The following is a 17,466-nucleotide window of genomic DNA, read 5'->3' as shown; positions in this document are numbered from 1 at the left end:
CAGCCTTGGTCTTCAGGAGCCGCACCCATGAACCTTCCCTTCAAACGCGTAATCAGCCTGTTCGCCGCGCCGGCCTTGGCCGGGCTCCTGGGTTGCCTGCCGCTGCTGGCCCAGGCTGCCGAACTCAAGGAAATCCGCATCGCCGTGCCCGACCTCAGCGCCGGGACCCAGCACAGCGGTGGCGGGGTGGTGGATGTGCTGCGCCAGCAACAGATCTACGAAAAGGCCTTCGCCGACCAGGGCATCAAGATCCAGTGGAATTTCTTCAAGGGCGCAGGCCCGGTGATCAACGAGGCCTTCGCCAACGGCCAGGTGGACCTGGCCTATCTCGGCGACCTGGCGGCCATCATCGGCAAGTCCAATGGCCTGGATACGCGCTTGCTTAGCGCCTCGGCCCGCGGCATCAAGCATTACCTGGGCGTGGTGCCGGGCTCCGGGATCAAGACCCTGGAAGACCTCAAGGGCAAGCGCGTGGCGGTGTTCCGTGGTACCGCTACGCAACTGTCGTTCGACGCGGCCCTGGCCAGCCGCGGCCTCAGCGAGAAGGACCTGAAAGTGGTCAACCTCGACTTCAACGCGGCGATTGCGGCCCTGGCGGCCAAGCAGATCGACGCCTCCTGGGGCAGCACCGGACTTTCGGCCCTGCGCAGCAAGGGGCTGGCCGAACTGCCCCTGAGCACCAAGGACCTGGGCGGTGCCGGCAGTGTGCAGAGCGTGCTGGTGGGCGCCGGCAAGTTTGTCGACGAGCACCCCGAAGCCGTGGCGAAACTGCTCAAGGCACAGCAGCAGGCCGTAGCGTGGCTGACCCAGGACAGCAACAAGGAAGCCTATATCCAGCTGGTGTCGGGCCTGGCCAGCTACCCGCCGGTGATCCTGCAGGAAGACCTCAAGGACCAGCGCCTGAGCGAGATCTTCCCCTCGACCCTCGACCCGGTGTTCCTCGGCAAATTGCAGGACTCGGTGGACCTGGCGGCCAAGGAACGCTTGATCCGCAAGCCGTTCAAGGTCGATGCCTGGGTGGCGCCGCAGTTGGCGGCTGCCGGTCTTTGAGCACCGGCCGAACGCCTGTTTCGACATGCTTTCCCGGCATCTGAAAAATAGTCCGAAGGTATTTGCGGCGAGTCAGGGCTGAAGCCTTAAATGGAAACTCTTATTCCGCAGGCGAAGCATCGAACTTTCCATTAGACGCAAAGTGAATATGGATAGAGCGTTGTTTCGCGGCGGTTCCAACCGTAAGCAGTCGATGAGGGTGTATCTGATGAGCAATGCCGTCCTAGCCGTTGAACCCGCTGTCCATGCCCTTGATATCCACCCGGTGGCCGGTCGCATCGGCGCCGAGATCCGTGGCGTGCAACTGTCCGGCGAACTGGACGCCGCCACCGTGGACGCCATCCAGCAGGCGCTGGTGCAGTACAAGGTGATCTTCTTCCGTGGCCAGGGTCATCTCGACGACCAGAGCCAGGAAGCCTTCTCGCAACTACTGGGCGAGCCGGTGGCCCACCCCACCGTGCCGGTGCGTGACGGCACCCGCTACCTGCTGGAGCTGGACGGTGCCGAAGGCCAGCGGGCCAACTCCTGGCACACCGACGTGACCTTCGTCGATGCCTACCCGAAAGCCTCGATCCTGCGTTCGGTGGTGGCCCCGGCCTCCGGTGGCGACACCGTGTGGGCCAACACCGCCACGGCGTACAACGAACTCCCGGCAGAACTGCGCGAGCTGGCGGATCGACTCTGGGCGGTGCACAGCAACGAGTACGACTACGCCGGGGCCAAGCCCGACGTTTCGGCGCAGAAGCTGGAGCGCTACCGCAAGGTCTTCACCTCCACGGTGTACGAGACCGAGCACCCGATCGTCCGGGTGCACCCGGAGAGTGGCGAAAAGAGCCTGGTGCTGGGGCATTTCGTCAAGCGCATCAAGGGCTATTCCCAGGCCGATTCGGCGCACCTGTTCAACCTGCTGCAAAGCCATGTGACCCGCCTGGAAAACACCGTGCGCTGGCGCTGGAGCGCCGGTGACGTGGCGATCTGGGACAACCGCTCGACCCAGCATTACGCCGTGGACGACTATGGCACCCAGGACCGTATCGTACGCCGCGTGACCCTCAAGGGCGACGTCCCGGTGGGTGTCCACGGCCAGCGCAGCCAGACCATCAAGGGCCTTTGACCCGGAAGCCCTTTGACTCTTTGATTTGTGAGGAGCTTGTGGGGGGGCCGCCCGGCCTTCAGGCTGCGCTGTCGAGCAGAGAACAGTTTCAAGGCACGACGCGTACCCTGTGGGGGTTTACCCGCGATTGCGGTGGTGTGGCCACTATTGCTATCGCTGGCAAGCCAGCTCCCACAGGTTCCTCGGCCAGCCGCAGGTTTTGTGCCCGACACGGTCACTGTGGGTTTACCCGCGATTGCTATGATGAAGTCACCACCGCAATCGCGGGTGAACCCCCACAGGGCGGTTCGGCTTACCACACGCCGATCTGCACCAGCTTTTCGCTTTCCGGTTCGCCATAGCGGAAACGCTGGCCGCGCAGGTCGATCTCTTCATGGCTGATGGTGGTGCGGCGCTTCAGGCCGCGCAGCCACTCCAGCAGATACCCCAGGTGCTCTTCACGCACGGCGGCATAGGCCGGGTTGGCTCCCAGGTCATGGAGTTCATGGGGATCGTTGTCCAGGTCGAACAGCTGTGGACGCAAGCCGTCATAGGCCAGGTACTTCCAGCGCTCGCTGCGCACCATGGTCATGCGGCAACGGTCGATGGGCTGGCCCAGGCGCTCCCGGGCCGGGGCCTGGAAGGCATAGTCGTATTCGCTGATGGCGTAGCGGCGCCAGTCCGGTGTCGCGCCGTGCAGCAGCGGGATCAGCGAGCGGCCCTCCAGACGGTGGTCGGCGCCCGGCAGGCCCAGGGCATCGAGGAACGTCGGCAGGGCGTCGATGGTTTCTACCAGGCGCTCGTCCACGCTGCCACGGCTGTTGTCCGCTGCCGCCCGCGGGTCGCGGACGATCAGTGGCACGCCCACCGCCGGCTCCAGCAGGAACTCCTTCTCTCCCAGGTAGTGGTCGCCGAGGAAGTCACCGTGGTCGCTGGTGAAGACGATCAGGGTGTCGTCCCAACGGCCGTTGCTCTGCAGCAAGTCCAGCAGCCGGCCCAGTTGATCGTCCACTTGCTTGATCAGGCCCATGTAGGTCGGCACCACGTTCAGGCGCACTTCATCCCGGGAAAAATTCAGGCTCTCTTCATGCTGGCGGAAGGCGTGGTAGACCGGGTGGTCGCTAAGCTGCCCGGGTGCGGCGCGCACCGCCGGGATGACCTGGTCGGGGCCATACAGGGCGTGGTAGGGCGCTGGCGCGATGTAGGGCCAGTGCGGCTTGATGTAGGACAGGTGCAGGCACCAGGGTTGCTCGCCCTGCTCGTTGATGAAGGCGATGGCGCGGTCGGTGGTGTAGACGGTTTCCGAGTGTTCTTCGGCGACCCGGGCCGGCAGGTGGGCGTTGCGCATCTTCCAGCCGCTGAGGATCTGCCCCTGCTCGCCGGCCCCGGCGTTGGCCCAGTCGTGCCAGGGGTTGACCCCGTCGTAGCCGAGCCCGCGCAGGTAATGGGTGTAGGGCGCGGCATCGCGCTTGTCGTCGAAGATCGGGTCGTCGGGGTAGATGCCGTCGTGACGCAGGTAGGGTTCGAAGCCGACCTCGTTGAGCGCCTCGGCCTGGGCGCTGTCGGGATCGATGGCCAGGCGTTGCAGGGCGTCGAGGTTGGGTGTGGCGTGGGTCTTGCCCACCAGCGCGGTGCGGATGCCGTGGGGCCGCAGGTAGTCGCCCAGGGTCAGTTCTTCCAGGGGCAGGGGCACGGCGTTCCAGGCCACCTGATGGCTGCTGACGTAACGCCCGGTGTAGGCCGACATGCGCGACGGGCCGCAGATGGTGCCCTGGGTATAGGCGCGGCTGAAGCGCACCCCGGCCGCGGCCAGGCGATCGATGTTCGGCGTATGCAGGTGCGGGTGGCCGTAGCACGACAGGTAATCCCGGCGCAGTTGGTCGCACATGATGTAGAGCACGTTGCGCACGGGTGGAAGGCTATTTGACATGAGATTCACCGAAGGAAAGACAGGCGAGGTTTTTCGCCTTCGGCGGGGGCTTCCGGCAAGCGCATTTGCCGAATAGCCATGATGCGTTTCATGCAATGCGGGGCCGTGGCTCCGCGGCTTCTGCCGGCGCTGGCAAGCCGGCTCAGACCGCGAGGTTGTCCAGGCTGCGTACTTCCTCGTCCTGCTCGTCGGTGCGCTTGATCTCGTCGATCATTGCCGCTGCCAGGGGCGACAGCCGGTAGCCGGCGCGGCTGACGATGCCGTAGCGGGTGTAGAGCTCTTCCAGGTCGTCGGCCAGGCCATCGACCTTCAGGCACACCAGTTCGCCCTTGGCGTTGTGCAACGCGTCGCTGTAGGAACCGGCGATGCCGATGGCGTCCGAGCGCAGTACCACTCCCAGCAAGCTGTAGCTGTTCTCGCACTCCACATTGGGCGTGAAGTCCGGCTTGCCGCTCAGGTCGACGATGACTTTGCGCAGGTTCGGCGGGCGGATGGTCACCGCCAGCGGGTAGCTCATCAGTTCGCTGGCGCTGACGCTGTCGCGCTGGGCCAGCGGATGCCCGGCGCGGCAGCAGAAATGCCATTTGCGCGGGCGCAGGCGCTGGGTCAGGTAGTCCGGGTCGGCCTCGAAGTGGCGGGTGTCGGCAACGAAGAACTCGAACTCTTCACTGAGCAGGCGCTTGCTCAGGCTTTGCCAGTCATCCACCTGGAACTGCACCCGGGCCTTGGGGTAGCGCCCGATAAAGCTGCCGATGGCCCGGGGGATCAATCCCGAGGCCGGCGCCGGGCCGCAGCCGAAACGCAGTTCCCCCGCCTCCAGGCCATTGAACTGGCTGATCTCGTTGGCCATCTGCTGGGCGCCGCTGACCAGCCGGCGCGCGTGCTCCAGCAGCAACTGGCCCTGCTTGGTTGGCGCCAGGTCCTTGCGTCCGCGGTCCACCAACTGGCAACCGACGCTGTGTTCCAGGGCCTGGATGCTGCGGCTGAAGGCCGATTGCGAGAGGTTTACCGCCGCTGCAGCCGCAACAAAGCTGCGCTGTTCGGCGATGGCGATGAAGTGTCGGAGCTGGCGCAGGTCGATATGCATTTTTCACAAAAAAATATCGGGGAAATGCATTGGCTATGCATTAGGTCGACTCCTTATAAAGGCAATCTCTTATGCAGTAAATATTTGTAAAAACATAAATAAATAACTTTGTGGAATATACGAGCCCGTATATTTTCCCGCCAGGAGCCGCTCATGAGCCCGTTGTCACTCGCTTCACCTCTCTCGCCCCGGCGGCTCAAACGCCTGCCCCTGGCGCTGTTGTTGGCCGGCAGCGCAAGCTGGACGCCGACCTGGGCCGAAGACGCCCAGGCGCCGGATAACGCGCCGGTCAAGAGCAGCGCCAGCAAGGCCAAGGCCGACGATGGCCAGTTGCAGACCGTGACCGTGACCGCGCGGCGCCGCGAGGAAAGCTCGCAGAACGTGCCCACGCCCATGAGCGTGGTGGGCGGCCAGGCACTGGAAAGCCAGCGGGTGTATCGCATTCAGGATCTGCAGCAGTTGGTGCCCAGCGTCAACGTCGCCTACATGCATGCGCGCCAATCCAGCGTGTCGATCCGCGGCCTGGGCAACAACCCGGCCAGCGATGGCCTGGAAGGCAGCGTCGGGCTGTACCTCGACAACGTCTACCTGGGGCGGCCGGGCATGGCGGTGTTCGACCTGATGGACATCGAGCAACTTGAAGTGCTGCGCGGCCCCCAGGGCACCCTGTTCGGCAAGAACACCACCGCCGGGGTGATCAACATCAGTACCCGCGCGCCGAGCTTCACCCCGGAACGCAGCATCGAGGCCTCCCTCGGCGAGGATGGCTACTTCCAGACCAAGGGCACTCTTTCCGGACCGCTGAGTGATGAGCTGGCCGGGCGTATTTCCGCCTACCGCACCCGCAGTGACGGCGACATTAAGAACGAGTTCGACGGCCACGACCTGAATGGCGGATCGCGCCAGGGCTTTCGCGGGCAACTGCTGTACAAGCCCAATGAAAGCTTCAACCTGCGCTGGATCGGTGACTACAACGAAGAGGACTCCAGTGCCGGCACCCGGGTGCTGTACAGCACCGGCCCGACCATCAACGGCACCAACGTCTACGAATCCCGCGCGGCGGCGGCCGGTGCGACACTGGTCAACGGCTCGCACCGCAAGGTCAACCTGGACAACGACCAGCATGTCACGGTGTTCCAGGGCGGCACGTCCCTGGAGGCCAACTGGACCTTGCCCAGCGATTTCACCCTGACCTCGGTCAGTTCCTACCGCTGGTGGAACTTCACCCCGCGCAACGACGACGGCCTCAATGTGCCGGCTACCTACAACGCCGGGGTTTCGGTGGAAGACAAACAGTGGTCGCAGGAATTCCGCCTGGCTTCGCCCACTGGCGGCTCCTTCGACTACGTGCTGGGGGCCTACTACTTCGGCTCCGACCTGGACAACAAGTCCTTCGCCTATTACGGGCCCCAGGCGGATATCTGGAACGGTACCCCGGCCGGGGCCCTGAGCAACGTCACCAGCATCGGCAACGGGCATATCCAGACCAACAGCTTCGCCCTGTTCGGCCAGGGCACCTGGCACCTGACCGAGCGCCTGGATTTCACCGCCGGGCTGCGCGGCACCTACGAGGAAAAAAGCGCCTGGGTCAGCCGCAACGCGCCGCTGGGGGGCGCGGCGGTGGCCGGTGCCGCCGCCAACGCCCGTCGCGGTCGTGCCGGGGCCTATGATTCCGGCGACCTCAACCAGTACAGCACCAGCCCTTCGGGCCTGCTCAACCTCAGCTACCGCTTCACCGATGACCTGCTGGGCTACGCCACCCTGTCCCACGGCGAGAAGTCCGGCGGGGTCAACCTGGTCGTGGGCTCGGCGCCGACCGCCGGCGCCGACTCGCTGCTGATCGGCACCGAGCGCGCCAACAACGCCGAGCTGGGGTTCAAGAGCACCCTCTGGGATCGCCGCCTGCAACTCAACGCCAACCTGTTCTGGACCCAGGTCAACGGCTACCAGACCAATGCCTACGACAACGCCAACCGCGTGCAGTACCTGACCAACGCCGGTTCGGTGCGCTCGCGCGGGGTGGAAGTGGAAAGCACCCTGGTGCCGATCCGTGGCCTGACCCTGAACATCAACGGCTCGTATAACGACGTGCGCTACCTGTCCTACAAGGATGCGCCGTGCCCGCCGGAAGTCAGCCTGCGTCCGGGGGCACCGGCCTCCTGCGACCTCAGCGGCCACCAGGTGGTCGGCGCCTCGAAATGGATCGGCAACGCCAACGGCGAATACAAATGGAACCTGGACAACGGCCTGGAAGAGTACGTCACCGCCAGCTACGCCTTCCGTTCCAAGGCCGTGGGTACCGTGGAAGATTCCGCCTACGGGCAGATCCCCAGCTACGCCGTGGTCAACCTTTCCACCGGCCTGCGCGGCAACTACGAACAGGGCCAGTGGGATGTCTCGCTGTGGCTGAAGAACGCCTTCGACAAGACCTACTACACCACCCTCTGGACCGCCGGCAACGGCGGTTACGAAGGCCTGCCGGGCACCCCGCGCACGCTTGGCGTAACGGGCCGCTACGACTTCTGAAACCCGGCTTCACGCCCCTCGCGCCGGGTCTGCCGGCGCCTTTCGACCTGAACAGGAGTACTCGTCATGCGCGTCAAATCCGCTTTGCCCTTGCTGATCACCGTCACCCTGCTGGCTTCGGCGGTGCAGGCCGCCCCCAGCGTCTATCCCACCGGCGTGACCCGCTACGATCCGGCCAAGGCCTATAACCAGTACGTGATCTTCAGCGGCGCCGATAAAAAGACCCACCTGATCGACATGAACGGCAACGAGGTGAAGCAGTGGCCGCAAGCCGGCTTCCCCTCGGCGATCATCGATCCGCAACTGGTGGGCGGCGAGCGCGGCCGGGTGCTACTGCAACTCAAGGACAAGGAGCCCGGGCCTCTGGGCTCGGCCGGCAACGGCCTGGGCAACCAGAGCGTCGGCGAGCTGGACTGGAACGGCAAGGTGCTCTGGCAGTGGGGCGACCAGGCCCCGGGTGGCGCTGCCCAGCAGCACCACGACCAGCGTCGCCTGAGCAACGGCAACACCCTGGTACTGGCCAACAAGGTGCACAAGGTGGCGGGGTTCAAGGTGCCCCAGGTGATCGATGATGCAATCTATGAAGTGAGCCCCGACGGCCAGGTCAAATGGCAGTGGCTGGCCTCCGAGCACCTCGGGGAGTTCGGCTTTACCCCGGCGCAACTGAAGCTGGTGTACGGCACCGACAACCCGGACTACCTGCACATCAACAACCTCAGCGTAGTGGGGCCCAACCGCTGGTTCGACGGTGGTGACAAACGCTTCGCCCCGGACAACCTGCTGATCGATTCGCGCAACGCCAATTTCATCGCCATCCTCGACAAGCACAGCGGCAAGGTGGTCTGGCGCCTTGGGCCGAACCTGGCGCCGATCAACCCCAGGACCGCAGCCAAGGTGCCGCGCCCGGTGGACCAGTTCGTCGGCCAGCATGACGCCCACATCATTCCCGCCGGCTTGCCAGGGGCCGGCCACCTGCTGGTGTTCGACAACCAGGGCAGCGCCGGGTACCCCTCGGTGCCCCTGGGGCTGATCGCCGGCTCCCGGGTGCTGGAGATCGACCCGATCAAGAATGAAATCGTCTGGCAATACAGCGCCGCCAATTCCCGGCAGCCGGGCTGGGCCTTCTACAGCTCGTTCATCAGCAGCGCCCGGCGTTTGCCCAACGGCAACACGCTGATCGACGAGGGCATGAACGGGCGCTTCTTCCAGGTCACTGCCAGCGGCGAAATCGTCTGGGAATACGTCAGCCCCTACCTGGGCAACGCACCGGGCAGCGAGGCCATCAGCAACTGGGTGTACCGCGCCTTGCCGGTGAACTACGACTGGGTGCCCGAAGGTACGCCGCGGTTGGAAACCGCGGTGAGCGTGCCGGAGTCGGGGCTGCAACAGGCCAGTACGGGGATTTGATCCCGCACTGGCCGCATTGCAGCTATCAGTTCTTCACCTGGCGCTCATGCATGCGCGCCAGTTGCCGTTCCAGCATCGATGGATAAGGCTCCATCAAGCGCTCTACGCAGCAGGCGCCCTCGGGACTGGCAATCGGACGAATCCGCGCACGCTGGCGAATCAGCGCGTCATCGCTGATCCTGCGTTCCACCAGCAGCAGGTTGCGGCTGTGCTGCGAAAGGGCCAGGGCATCCTGGGCCTTTTCGGTCAGCAGCAGGTCGATCTGGCTCAGGCCATGCAGGTCTTCGCCCAGGGCGAGGCCCAGTTGCAGTTGCAGGGTGATGCCGCTGTCGGCCACCTCCACCTGCAAGGCATGGCCGAGGGCGCGGAGCAGCTCGCCGCAGCAGATGGCATTGGTCAGGTAGTCGTCGCCGCTGTCCTGGCTGTGGAACAGCAACAGGGTGCTGCCATCGTTGAGGGTCTGCACCTCGCCTTCGTACAGCGAGGCGGCCTGGTCCAGGCAGTCGCGGTAGCGCTCCAGCAGCTCGGTCAGGCGTGCGCGGGGCAGGCGGCGGAGTTGCTCCTGCGAGCCCAGCTGCACGGCGAGCACGGCGCTTTTGCCGGGTTCGCGCGCGGCGGCGGACTTGTTGGCGAGCGGGCCGGGAGACGGGGCGACATCGTCACGCAGGTCGGCAAAGGCGTCGTCGTCCTCGTCTTCTTCAGCTTCCACCACGCGCTTGGGCGTACGCACCACGGCGGGCGCTTCATCGAAGTGCGGATCACGCAGGTCGCGTACCTCGAACGGCTCGGCTTCCTCTTCGAAATCGTCCTCGATTTCAGGCTCCGGCTCGACCGGCTTCGGCGGCGGGGCGAAACGTGAATGCAACTGGCGGGCAAGGTCGCCGATTTCGTCCTGGCGCTCGGTGGCCGGCGTGTATTCGTCCAGGTCCCGCAGCCACACCCGCAGTTGCAGCAGAGGCGTGGAGATGAAGCGACCCAGGCGCAGGCTCATGGTCAATGCCAGTGCCAGCAGGATACCGGCAAGGATGCCCATGCTCTGCATGCTGATGGTCATCGGCTGCTGGAACTGGCTCATGTCCAGGCTGATGCGCAACTGCCCGGCAGTGACGTCCTGGAATGTGATCTTGGTCTGGTACAGGCCTTCGGCCTCGCCCAGCAGGCTGTTCTTCGGCCGCTGGCCGGCTTCGGCGAGGATGCGGTTGTCCACGCTGTAGATGGCGGCGTGGGCCACCAGCGGGTTCTTCACCAGGTTGCCGAGCAGCACGTTGAGGCTGAGGATGTCGTTGGACACCAGCAGCTCGGTGGCCGAGGTCGCGGTCTGGGTGGTCAGGCTCTGCCCCAGGGCATCGGCCTGCTCGTGCATGGCTTCCTTGAACTGCAAACCCATCACGCAGGCGTAGATCACCAGCGCCAGGGCAACCAGGAAAATGTTGTGGCAGGCGATGCGCAATGCCAGTGGCACGCGACGCTGACGCAAGGCACGGAAGATCAGCAGGAAGAAATTGTCGGTTTTGACGGGCGTGGGCCGGTTCACTGAGCGCGGCTCTTTATGACGGAGAAATTGCTGCGCAGTATAGCGAGCGGCCTTGAGACGGCAAAGCATCGACTGCGCCCGATGGTCCGCAAAAGGCGGTAGAATGCGCATTTTTTGCATGTCCTGGAGCCCGTCTTGCGCGAAATCGTCTTGATCAACATCACCGGTGAGGACCGTCCGGGCCTGACCGCAGCCATTACCGGCGTTCTGGCCCGTGGCGGTGTGAACATCCTCGATATTGGCCAGGCGGTGATCCACGACACCCTGTCGTTCGGCATTCTCGTCGAGATTCCCGGCACCGGGCAGGCTTCCTCGGTGCTCAAGGACCTGCTGTTCACCGGTTACGAACTGAACCAGCAGGTGCGCTTCACCCCGGTGTCGGAAGACGATTACTGCAATTGGGTGGCCAACCAGGGCAAGCCTCGGCACATCGTGACCCTGCTGACCCGCAAGGTCACCGCCGAGCAGTTGCAGCGTGTCAGCTCGATCACCGCCAGGTACGGCCTGAACATCGACCATATCGATCGCCTGTCCGGCCGGGTGGCGCTGGATACGCCAGCGGAGCAGGGCAAGGGCTGCATCGAGTTTTCCGTGCGTGGCGAGCCGGCCGATCCGCAGGCGCTGCGTGCCGAGTTCCTCAGCGTGGCCCAGGAACTCAACGTCGATATCGCCTTCCAGCAGGATTCGCTGTTCCGCCGCAACCGCCGCCTGGCGGTGTTCGACATGGACTCGACGCTGATCGAGGCCGAGGTGATCGACGAACTGGCCAAGGCGGCCGGTGTAGGCGAGCAGGTGTCGGAGATCACCGAGCGCGCCATGCGCGGCGAACTGGACTTCCGCGCCAGCTTCAAGGAGCGCCTGGCGTTGCTCAAGGGCCTGGACGTCAAGGTCCTCGACGACATCGGCGCCTCGCTGCGCCTGACCGAGGGTGCCGAAACCCTGTTCGCCGAACTCAAGCGCCTCGGCTACAAGACCGCCATCCTCTCCGGCGGCTTCACCTATTTCGCCAAGCAACTGCAAGCCAAGCTGGGCATCGACTACGTGTTCGCCAACGAACTGGAAGTGGTGGACGGCAAGGTCACTGGCGTTGCCATCGAGCCGATCGTCGATGCCCAGCGCAAGGCCGATCTGCTGGTCGAGCTGGCACGCAAGGAAGGCCTGCAGATGGAACAGACCATCGCTGTCGGCGACGGCGCCAACGACCTGCCGATGCTGGCGATCGCCGGCCTGGGCGTTGCGTTCCGGGCCAAGCCGCTGGTGCGCCAGTCGGCCAGGCAGGCGATCTCCACCCTCGGCCTCGACGGCGTGCTCTACCTGCTGGGCATGCGCGACCGCGAAGGCGCTTGACCTTTGTCTCAAGATTTTTCGTACAGAGCCTAAAAGCAACCGCCCCCTTGATCGGGGGCGGTTTGCGTTACGCGTCTCAGGCTTGCGAAGCCACCGGCAGGGCCAGGCCCTGGCCCATGCTCACCGGCGAGCCGGCGCCAAGGCCTTCGGCCCACTTCACCTGATCAGGGCCGAACAGCACGATGGCGGTCGAACCCAGCTTGAAACGGCCCAGTTCGGCACCTTTTTCCAGATGGATCGGGGCGCGGGAGGCTTCGTCGTAGCGGAAGGTTTTCAGCTCGCGTTTCGGCGGGGTGACCAGGCCGGCCCAGACCGTCTCGATCGAGGCGACGATCATCGCACCCACCAATACCACGGCCATCGGACCGCGCTCGGTATCGAACAGGCAGACCACGCGCTCGTTGCGGGCGAACAGTTCCGGGACGTTTTCCGCCGTGGTCTGGTTCACCGAGAACAGGCGGCCGGGTACGTAGATCATCTCGCGCAGGGTGCCGGCCAGCGGCATGTGCACGCGATGATAGTCCTTCGGCGACAGGTACACGGTGGCGAACTCGCCACCCATGAACGGCGCGGCATTGGCCGGGTCGCCGCCGAGCAGTTCCTGGGCGCTGTAGCTGTGGCCCTTGGCCTGGAAGATGCGGCCGTGCTCGATCGGACCCAGCTGGCTGATGGCGCCGTCGGCGGGGCAGAGGATTGCCCCGGGGTTTGGTCCAGCGGGCGCGCGCCTGGCTTCAGGGCGCGGGTGAAGAAGTCATTGAAGTGCTCGTAGGCGGTGAGGTCTTCCACCAGGGCCTGGGACATGTCCACCTGGTAGCGCTTGGCGAACCAGGCGGTGAAGGCGTTCTTGAACCAGCGCACGCGGCACTCGGCGACGCAGCCGGCCAGGCGCGAGAGCAGGTGGTGGGGCAGCAGGTACTGGCTGATGATGAACAAACGGGATTTCATTGGGATTCCTTAAACTTCGACGGGCGTGTCCGGGTGATTGCCCCATTCGCCCCAGGATCCGGCATACGCCTTGACCCTCGGGTAGCCCAGGTGCTTGGCCACCAGGTAGGTGAAGCCCGAGCGGTGGTGAGTCTGGCAGTGGGTGACCACTTCCTTGTCCTTGCTGATACCCAGCTGTTCGAGGATCTGCGGCATGTCCTTGCGGATGCGCAGGGCGTCGTTCAGGTCCATGCCGGCGGTCCACTCGAAGTTGACCGCGCCGGGGATGTGCCCGCCCTTGGCGGCGAGGACTTTCTCGCCGCGGTATTCGCCGGGGCTGCGTGCGTCCCAGATCGCCAAGTCGGCGGCGCCCAGGCGGCTTTGCAGGTATTCGCGGGTGGCGGTGGGCTCGTCGTGCAGTTCCAGGCTGACGGGCGCGGTGCCAGGGGCCGGAACATCGGTGCTGAGCAGATTGGCCGGCCAGGCCTGCACGCCACCATTGAGGTAGTGGTAGCGCTTGTGGCCGATCACATCCAGCAGCCAGATGAAGCGCCCGGCCCAGCCGCCGCCTTCATCGTCGTAGACCACGTAGGTAGCGTCGGCGCGATGGCCCAGCTCGGCAAAGAGCTTTTCCAGCTCGGCCTTGGCCGGAGCCAGGCCGGGTGCCGGTGGCTGACCCAATTGCGTGCGCTTGGGATCGACGAAACGGGCACCGGGAAGATGGCCGCTGCCGTAGCGGTTGGCGCTGGTCAGGTCGACCAGGATCAACTCCGGCGAAGCGAGGCGCGGCTGCAGGTCTGCCGGTTCGATCACCAGGGGCAAGCCGGAAAAGTCAGTCATCCAGGAACTCCAGAGCGGAACAGAGGGTGGCGATTGTAGCGCAGGGTCAGGCGCTGCGGTTGCTGAAGGTGGCGAGGGCGCGCTCCAGGCATTGCGCGGTTTTGGCGAAGGCCTCGACGCTGACTTCCGAGAACGGGCCGCCGCCCTGGTCGGCTATCAGCACCATGATGACCCTGCCGTTGTTCGACAGCGAACGCAGCAACAGGTGTTCGCCGCGGAACAGCGCGCGCAGGCTGCCCGGGAGCAGCGCGGAGAATTGCGCATGGTTCTGCGGCGTCAGGCGCAACTGTGCCGAGCGGGTCAGCAAGCGTTGCAGCAATTTGCTCTGTTCCACCGCCACGGTGAGGTTGGCCGCCTGTTGTGGCAGCCCGGCCAGTTGATGCACGCGCAGGTAACTTTGCGTCTTGTCGCTCATCAACAGCAGCACCCGCTTCATCCCGCAGGCCTGCAGTGCTTCGCGGGCGTAGCCGGTCAGGTGCATGGCGTTGGAAAACGGGCTCGGTTCGGTCAGCAGCTCGGCGCAGTATTTGCGCCAATCGCCGAGGGCCTTGGTATCCGGGGTCGTGGCCTGCTGCATGCCACGGGGAATGTAGCGCGCATTGGCTGGCCAGAGCAGCATCTGCGCGGGATGGAACACGCCTTCCAGGGCGTGCTTGCGCGCGCTGGCGGCGGCCTGCTGGTGGTTCTGCGCCTGGACATCTTCCACGGGTGCTTGCAGGTACAGGCTGATCAACTGCTGCCAGCGCTGGATATGTACGCCGGTCCAGGCGTGCTGGGCTGCCAGGGCCACGCCGTTGGCCAGCATCACCGTATTGGCCGGATGGTTCAGCCAGCGGCGCAGCTCCGGGTCGGCGTCCAGTTTCTGTTGCTGGCGCAGCGGGCTTTTATGATCCCGGGCGATGTGCATGACCCTGGCCAGCGAGCGGCGCTCTTGCTGCAACAGGCGATAGCCCTGGGTGACCCAGGTGGGCAGGCGCCAGAATTCGGCGAGTGCCTGGCACAGGCCGAGCAGGCGCACGCCGAACAGCTCGCGTTCGACTTTCGGCGCCGACTCGCCGCGATGGACCACGCGCACTTCCCATTCTTCCAGCAACTGCGGGTGGGTCAGGGCCAGCGGCCACAACGGCGAGAGAAACAGCAGGCTGCCCCAGTGGATGTCCTGCCAGAGCCGCGCCAGACGGCTGGCGAACAGGCCACTGGCCTGCTGGCTGGCGTGCTGGCTGATCATCTGCAATTGGCGCAAGGCCAGGGGAATCTCCTCGACGGGAGCGACGGTCAGGCGCTGCATCAACGCATCGACCCGGGCCAGGCCAAGGCGGTTGAGGGCCACCTCGAGGTTCTCCGCCGGCTCGGCGATGGTGGCGTGGGTGTGCCGGTTGGCCTCGCGCATCACCCCAAGGACCAGGGCCGGGCTATCCTGCATGACTTCGGCAATATCGCGCAGCGAACGGCGGCTGTCCGCTACGGCGGTTTTCACCCGGTCATGGCTGTGGAAAGGGACCGGTAGATGGGTACCGTCCAGTAGTTTGATCCAGGCGTCGAGGGTCTTCGGATTCGTAGTTGGCACGATGGTTTCACTAAGCATGCTGGAAGTGGGCCAAGCTGGCTTTTCGCCTTGACTGGCTATAGTCTGGCGCAGAACTGCCGATAAGTAGAAGAAGAGATTTACTAACTTCCGTCCTCACCCAAGACCCCGACAGTAAGTGCTTTCTATCTATGGCTAAAATTATCGGCATCATTGTCGTATTCGCGAGCGTGCTAGGCGGATATGTGCTCTCCCACGGCAAGATCGCAGCCCTGATCCAGCCCTTCGAGGTGCTGATCATCGGCGGTGCTGCCTTCGGTGCGTTCCTGCAGGCCAACCCTGGCTATATGACCATGCACGTGGTGAAAAAGTCGCTGAGCATGTTCAGCAGCCGCTTTTCCCACGCCTTCTATATAGAAGTGCTCGGCCTGGTCTACGAGATCCTCAACAAGAGCCGCCGCGAAGGCATGATGGCGATCGAGGGCGACATCGAGGACGCCGCGGCCAGCCCGATCTTCGCCAAGTACCCGGCGGTGCTGAAGGACGAACGCATGACCGCGTTCATCTGCGATTACCTGCGCATCATGTCCACCGGCAACATGGCACCCCATGAGCTGGAAGGCCTGTTCGACATGGAACTGCTGAGCCTGAAGGAAGAACTGGAGCACCCGTCCCATGCCGTGACCGGCATCGCCGACGGCATGCCCGGCTTCGGTATCGTGGCGGCGGTACTGGGTATCGTGGTGACCATGGCGTCCCTTGGTGACGGCGACCAGAAATCCATCGGCCTGCACGTAGGTGCGGCGCTGGTCGGTACCTTCTTCGGTATTCTCGCGGCCTACGGCTTCTTCGGCCCGCTGGCCAACTCCCTGGCCCACGATGCCAAGGAAGAGTTGAACACCTACGAAGCGATCAAGGCTTCCCTGGTGGCTTCGGCCTCGGGCATGCCGCCTTCGCTGGCGGTGGAGTTCGGACGCAAGGTGCTCTATCCGAAGCACCGCCCGAGCTTCGTCGAGCTGGAACAAGCGGTCCGCGGTCGTTGATCCATGGAAAATAATCAGCCGATTATCATCAAGCGCGTCAAGCGCTTCGGCGGCGGCCATCACGGCGGTGCGTGGAAGATCGCCTTCGCCGACTTCGCCACGGCGATGATGGCGTTCTTCCTGGTGCTCTGGCTGCTGTCCACGGCCACGCCTGAACAGAAGATAGCCATCGCCGGCTACTTCAAGGATCCGATCGGGTTCTCCGAGAGCGGTACGCCTTACATCATCGACCTGGGCGGCTCGCCCGAGCTGGCCCCGGAAAAGACCATCAATCCGGAACAAAAAGCCGAGACGACGCCTGAAAGCAGCATCGTCAGCCCCGAACAGGCCGAGACCCTCGCCGAGCAGGTGGAGCGCGAGCGTCTCGAACTGGTCCTGCAGGAACTGCAGAACAAGGTCGAGCAAAGCCCGGAATTGCAGAAGTTCAAGGATCAGATTCTCTTCGAGATTACCCAGGACGGCTTGCGCATCCAGATCGTCGATGCCGAGAACCGGCCGATGTTCGACCTGGGCAGTGCGCGGCTGAAACCGTATTTCGAGGACATCCTGCTGGCCATGGCCGACACCATCAAGACGGTACCGAACAAGATCAGTGTCAGCGGCCACACCGATGCCAAGCCCTATTCCGGCAGCGGCGAGTTCGGCAACTGGGAACTCTCGGCCAACCGCGCCAATGCCGCCCGCCGCGCACTGGTCGCCGGTGGTTACCCGGACGGCCAGGTGGCGCGGGTGGTGGGGTATGCCTCGTCTTCGCTGTTCGACCGCGAGCATCCGCTGAACCCGGTGAACCGCCGTATCGATATTGTCGTGCTGACCAAGAAGGCCCAGCGCGCCATCGAGGGCGAACAGTCGGCGCCCGACGGCCAGCAGGCCCCCGCGACCAATCCGGACGGTACGCCGGCGGCGCCGGGCACTGCTGCGCCAGCTGAACCGGAACCGATGCAGCCACAGGAACTGCGGCAGAAGCTGAACATTTTCGAGGACGGTACCTTGAAGATGGATGAGCCCGGCAAGCAGCAGTAAGCGCGCCGTAAAGAAAAGCCCGCCCGGAGCGATCCCGGCGGGCTTTTCCATGGTGCAGTGGCTGATGGCCTCATCGCTGGCAAGCCAGCTCCCACAGGTTCCGAGCCAGCCGCAGATTTTGTGTTCGACACCGACCT

Annotated in this window: 12 protein-coding genes and 1 pseudogene; 7 read left to right on the top strand and 6 right to left on the bottom strand. The window is 64.5% G+C overall.

What is annotated here, in order from left to right; genetic code table 11:
* Positions 1 to 27: 27 nt before the first annotated feature.
* A complete protein-coding gene (locus CSV86_RS23125) occupies positions 28 to 1,050 on the top strand; it encodes an ABC transporter substrate-binding protein (protein ID WP_009399526.1) in 1,023 nt (340 codons plus the stop codon).
* Between the two features lie 208 nt (positions 1,051 to 1,258).
* On the top strand, positions 1,259 to 2,164 hold the full coding sequence (locus CSV86_RS23120) for a TauD/TfdA dioxygenase family protein (RefSeq protein ID WP_009399527.1): 906 nt from the start codon (positions 1,259 to 1,261) through the stop codon (positions 2,162 to 2,164).
* A 292-nt stretch (positions 2,165 to 2,456) separates the two neighbouring features.
* On the opposite strand, the gene CSV86_RS23115 is transcribed toward CSV86_RS23120, so the two are convergent.
* Positions 2,457 to 4,073 carry an alkaline phosphatase family protein gene (locus CSV86_RS23115; RefSeq protein WP_037060275.1) on the bottom strand — a complete coding sequence of 539 codons (1,617 nt, stop codon included), beginning with the start codon at positions 4,071 to 4,073 and terminating at the stop codon, positions 2,457 to 2,459.
* 142 nt (positions 4,074 to 4,215) lie between these two features.
* The gene (locus CSV86_RS23110) at positions 4,216 to 5,160 is read right to left on the bottom strand and encodes a LysR family transcriptional regulator (RefSeq protein WP_009399529.1); all 945 of its coding nucleotides are present in this window, start codon (positions 5,158 to 5,160) and stop codon (positions 4,216 to 4,218) included.
* A 153-nt stretch (positions 5,161 to 5,313) separates the two neighbouring features.
* On the opposite strand from CSV86_RS23110, the gene CSV86_RS23105 reads away from it, so the two are divergent.
* On the top strand, positions 5,314 to 7,686 hold the full coding sequence (locus CSV86_RS23105) for a TonB-dependent receptor (protein ID WP_009399530.1): 2,373 nt from the start codon (positions 5,314 to 5,316) through the stop codon (positions 7,684 to 7,686).
* Between the two features lie 66 nt (positions 7,687 to 7,752).
* Positions 7,753 to 9,093 carry an aryl-sulfate sulfotransferase gene (locus tag CSV86_RS23100; RefSeq protein ID WP_009399531.1) on the top strand — a complete coding sequence of 447 codons (1,341 nt, stop codon included), beginning with the start codon at positions 7,753 to 7,755 and terminating at the stop codon, positions 9,091 to 9,093.
* A gap of 25 nt (positions 9,094 to 9,118) precedes the next feature.
* Here the strand turns inward: CSV86_RS23100 and CSV86_RS23095 are convergent, their stop codons facing one another.
* A complete protein-coding gene (locus tag CSV86_RS23095) occupies positions 9,119 to 10,627 on the bottom strand; it encodes a HAMP domain-containing protein (protein ID WP_009399532.1) in 1,509 nt (502 codons plus the stop codon).
* A gap of 135 nt (positions 10,628 to 10,762) precedes the next feature.
* On the opposite strand from CSV86_RS23095, the gene serB reads away from it, so the two are divergent.
* Positions 10,763 to 11,974, top strand: a complete 1,212-nt coding sequence (gene serB, locus CSV86_RS23090) for a phosphoserine phosphatase SerB (protein WP_009399533.1) — start codon at positions 10,763 to 10,765, stop codon at positions 11,972 to 11,974.
* 76 nt (positions 11,975 to 12,050) lie between these two features.
* On the opposite strand, the pseudogene asd reads toward serB, so the two are convergent.
* From asd to CSV86_RS23075, 3 genes and pseudogenes are all read right to left on the bottom strand, one after another.
* Positions 12,051 to 12,925 (bottom strand): annotated as a pseudogene (asd, locus tag CSV86_RS23085) (archaetidylserine decarboxylase).
* A gap of 3 nt (positions 12,926 to 12,928) precedes the next feature.
* Positions 12,929 to 13,738, bottom strand: coding sequence for a rhodanese-like domain-containing protein (locus tag CSV86_RS23080; RefSeq protein ID WP_009399535.1), 810 nt, complete (start codon positions 13,736 to 13,738; stop codon positions 12,929 to 12,931).
* A 46-nt stretch (positions 13,739 to 13,784) separates the two neighbouring features.
* Complete coding sequence (locus tag CSV86_RS23075) at positions 13,785 to 15,323, bottom strand: HDOD domain-containing protein (RefSeq protein WP_009399536.1); 1,539 nt, start codon at positions 15,321 to 15,323, stop codon at positions 13,785 to 13,787.
* 131 nt (positions 15,324 to 15,454) lie between these two features.
* On the opposite strand from CSV86_RS23075, the gene motA reads away from it, so the two are divergent.
* Positions 15,455 to 16,306 carry a flagellar motor stator protein MotA gene (gene motA, locus CSV86_RS23070; protein WP_009399537.1) on the top strand — a complete coding sequence of 284 codons (852 nt, stop codon included), beginning with the start codon at positions 15,455 to 15,457 and terminating at the stop codon, positions 16,304 to 16,306.
* A gap of 3 nt (positions 16,307 to 16,309) precedes the next feature.
* Complete coding sequence (motB, locus tag CSV86_RS23065; RefSeq protein WP_009399538.1) at positions 16,310 to 17,329, top strand: flagellar motor protein MotB; 1,020 nt, start codon at positions 16,310 to 16,312, stop codon at positions 17,327 to 17,329.
* Positions 17,330 to 17,466: the final 137 nt, after the last annotated feature.

It is taken from the genome of Pseudomonas bharatica CSV86, assembly GCF_000319305.2.
In the GTDB taxonomy this organism is placed as follows: Bacteria; Pseudomonadota; Gammaproteobacteria; order Pseudomonadales; family Pseudomonadaceae; genus Aquipseudomonas; species Aquipseudomonas bharatica.
This window is presented reverse-complemented; position numbering and strand designations above follow the sequence as displayed.

Excerpts from the sequence above, each read along its gene's own strand:
- CSV86_RS23080 (WP_009399535.1), bottom strand. The coding sequence starts at position 13,738 with ATGACTGACTTTTCCGGCTTGCCCCTGGTGATCGAACCGGCAGACCTG.
- CSV86_RS23120 (WP_009399527.1), top strand. The coding sequence starts at position 1,259 with ATGAGCAATGCCGTCCTAGCCGTTGAACCCGCTGTCCATGCCCTTGAT.
- CSV86_RS23075 (WP_009399536.1), bottom strand. The coding sequence starts at position 15,323 with ATGCTTAGTGAAACCATCGTGCCAACTACGAATCCGAAGACCCTCGAC.
- CSV86_RS23125 (WP_009399526.1), top strand. The coding sequence starts at position 28 with ATGAACCTTCCCTTCAAACGCGTAATCAGCCTGTTCGCCGCGCCGGCC.
- motB (WP_009399538.1), top strand. The coding sequence starts at position 16,310 with ATGGAAAATAATCAGCCGATTATCATCAAGCGCGTCAAGCGCTTCGGC.
- motA (WP_009399537.1), top strand. The coding sequence starts at position 15,455 with ATGGCTAAAATTATCGGCATCATTGTCGTATTCGCGAGCGTGCTAGGC.
- CSV86_RS23100 (WP_009399531.1), top strand. The coding sequence starts at position 7,753 with ATGCGCGTCAAATCCGCTTTGCCCTTGCTGATCACCGTCACCCTGCTG.
- CSV86_RS23115 (WP_037060275.1), bottom strand. The coding sequence starts at position 4,073 with ATGTCAAATAGCCTTCCACCCGTGCGCAACGTGCTCTACATCATGTGC.
- CSV86_RS23105 (WP_009399530.1), top strand. The coding sequence starts at position 5,314 with ATGAGCCCGTTGTCACTCGCTTCACCTCTCTCGCCCCGGCGGCTCAAA.
- CSV86_RS23110 (WP_009399529.1), bottom strand. The coding sequence starts at position 5,160 with ATGCATATCGACCTGCGCCAGCTCCGACACTTCATCGCCATCGCCGAA.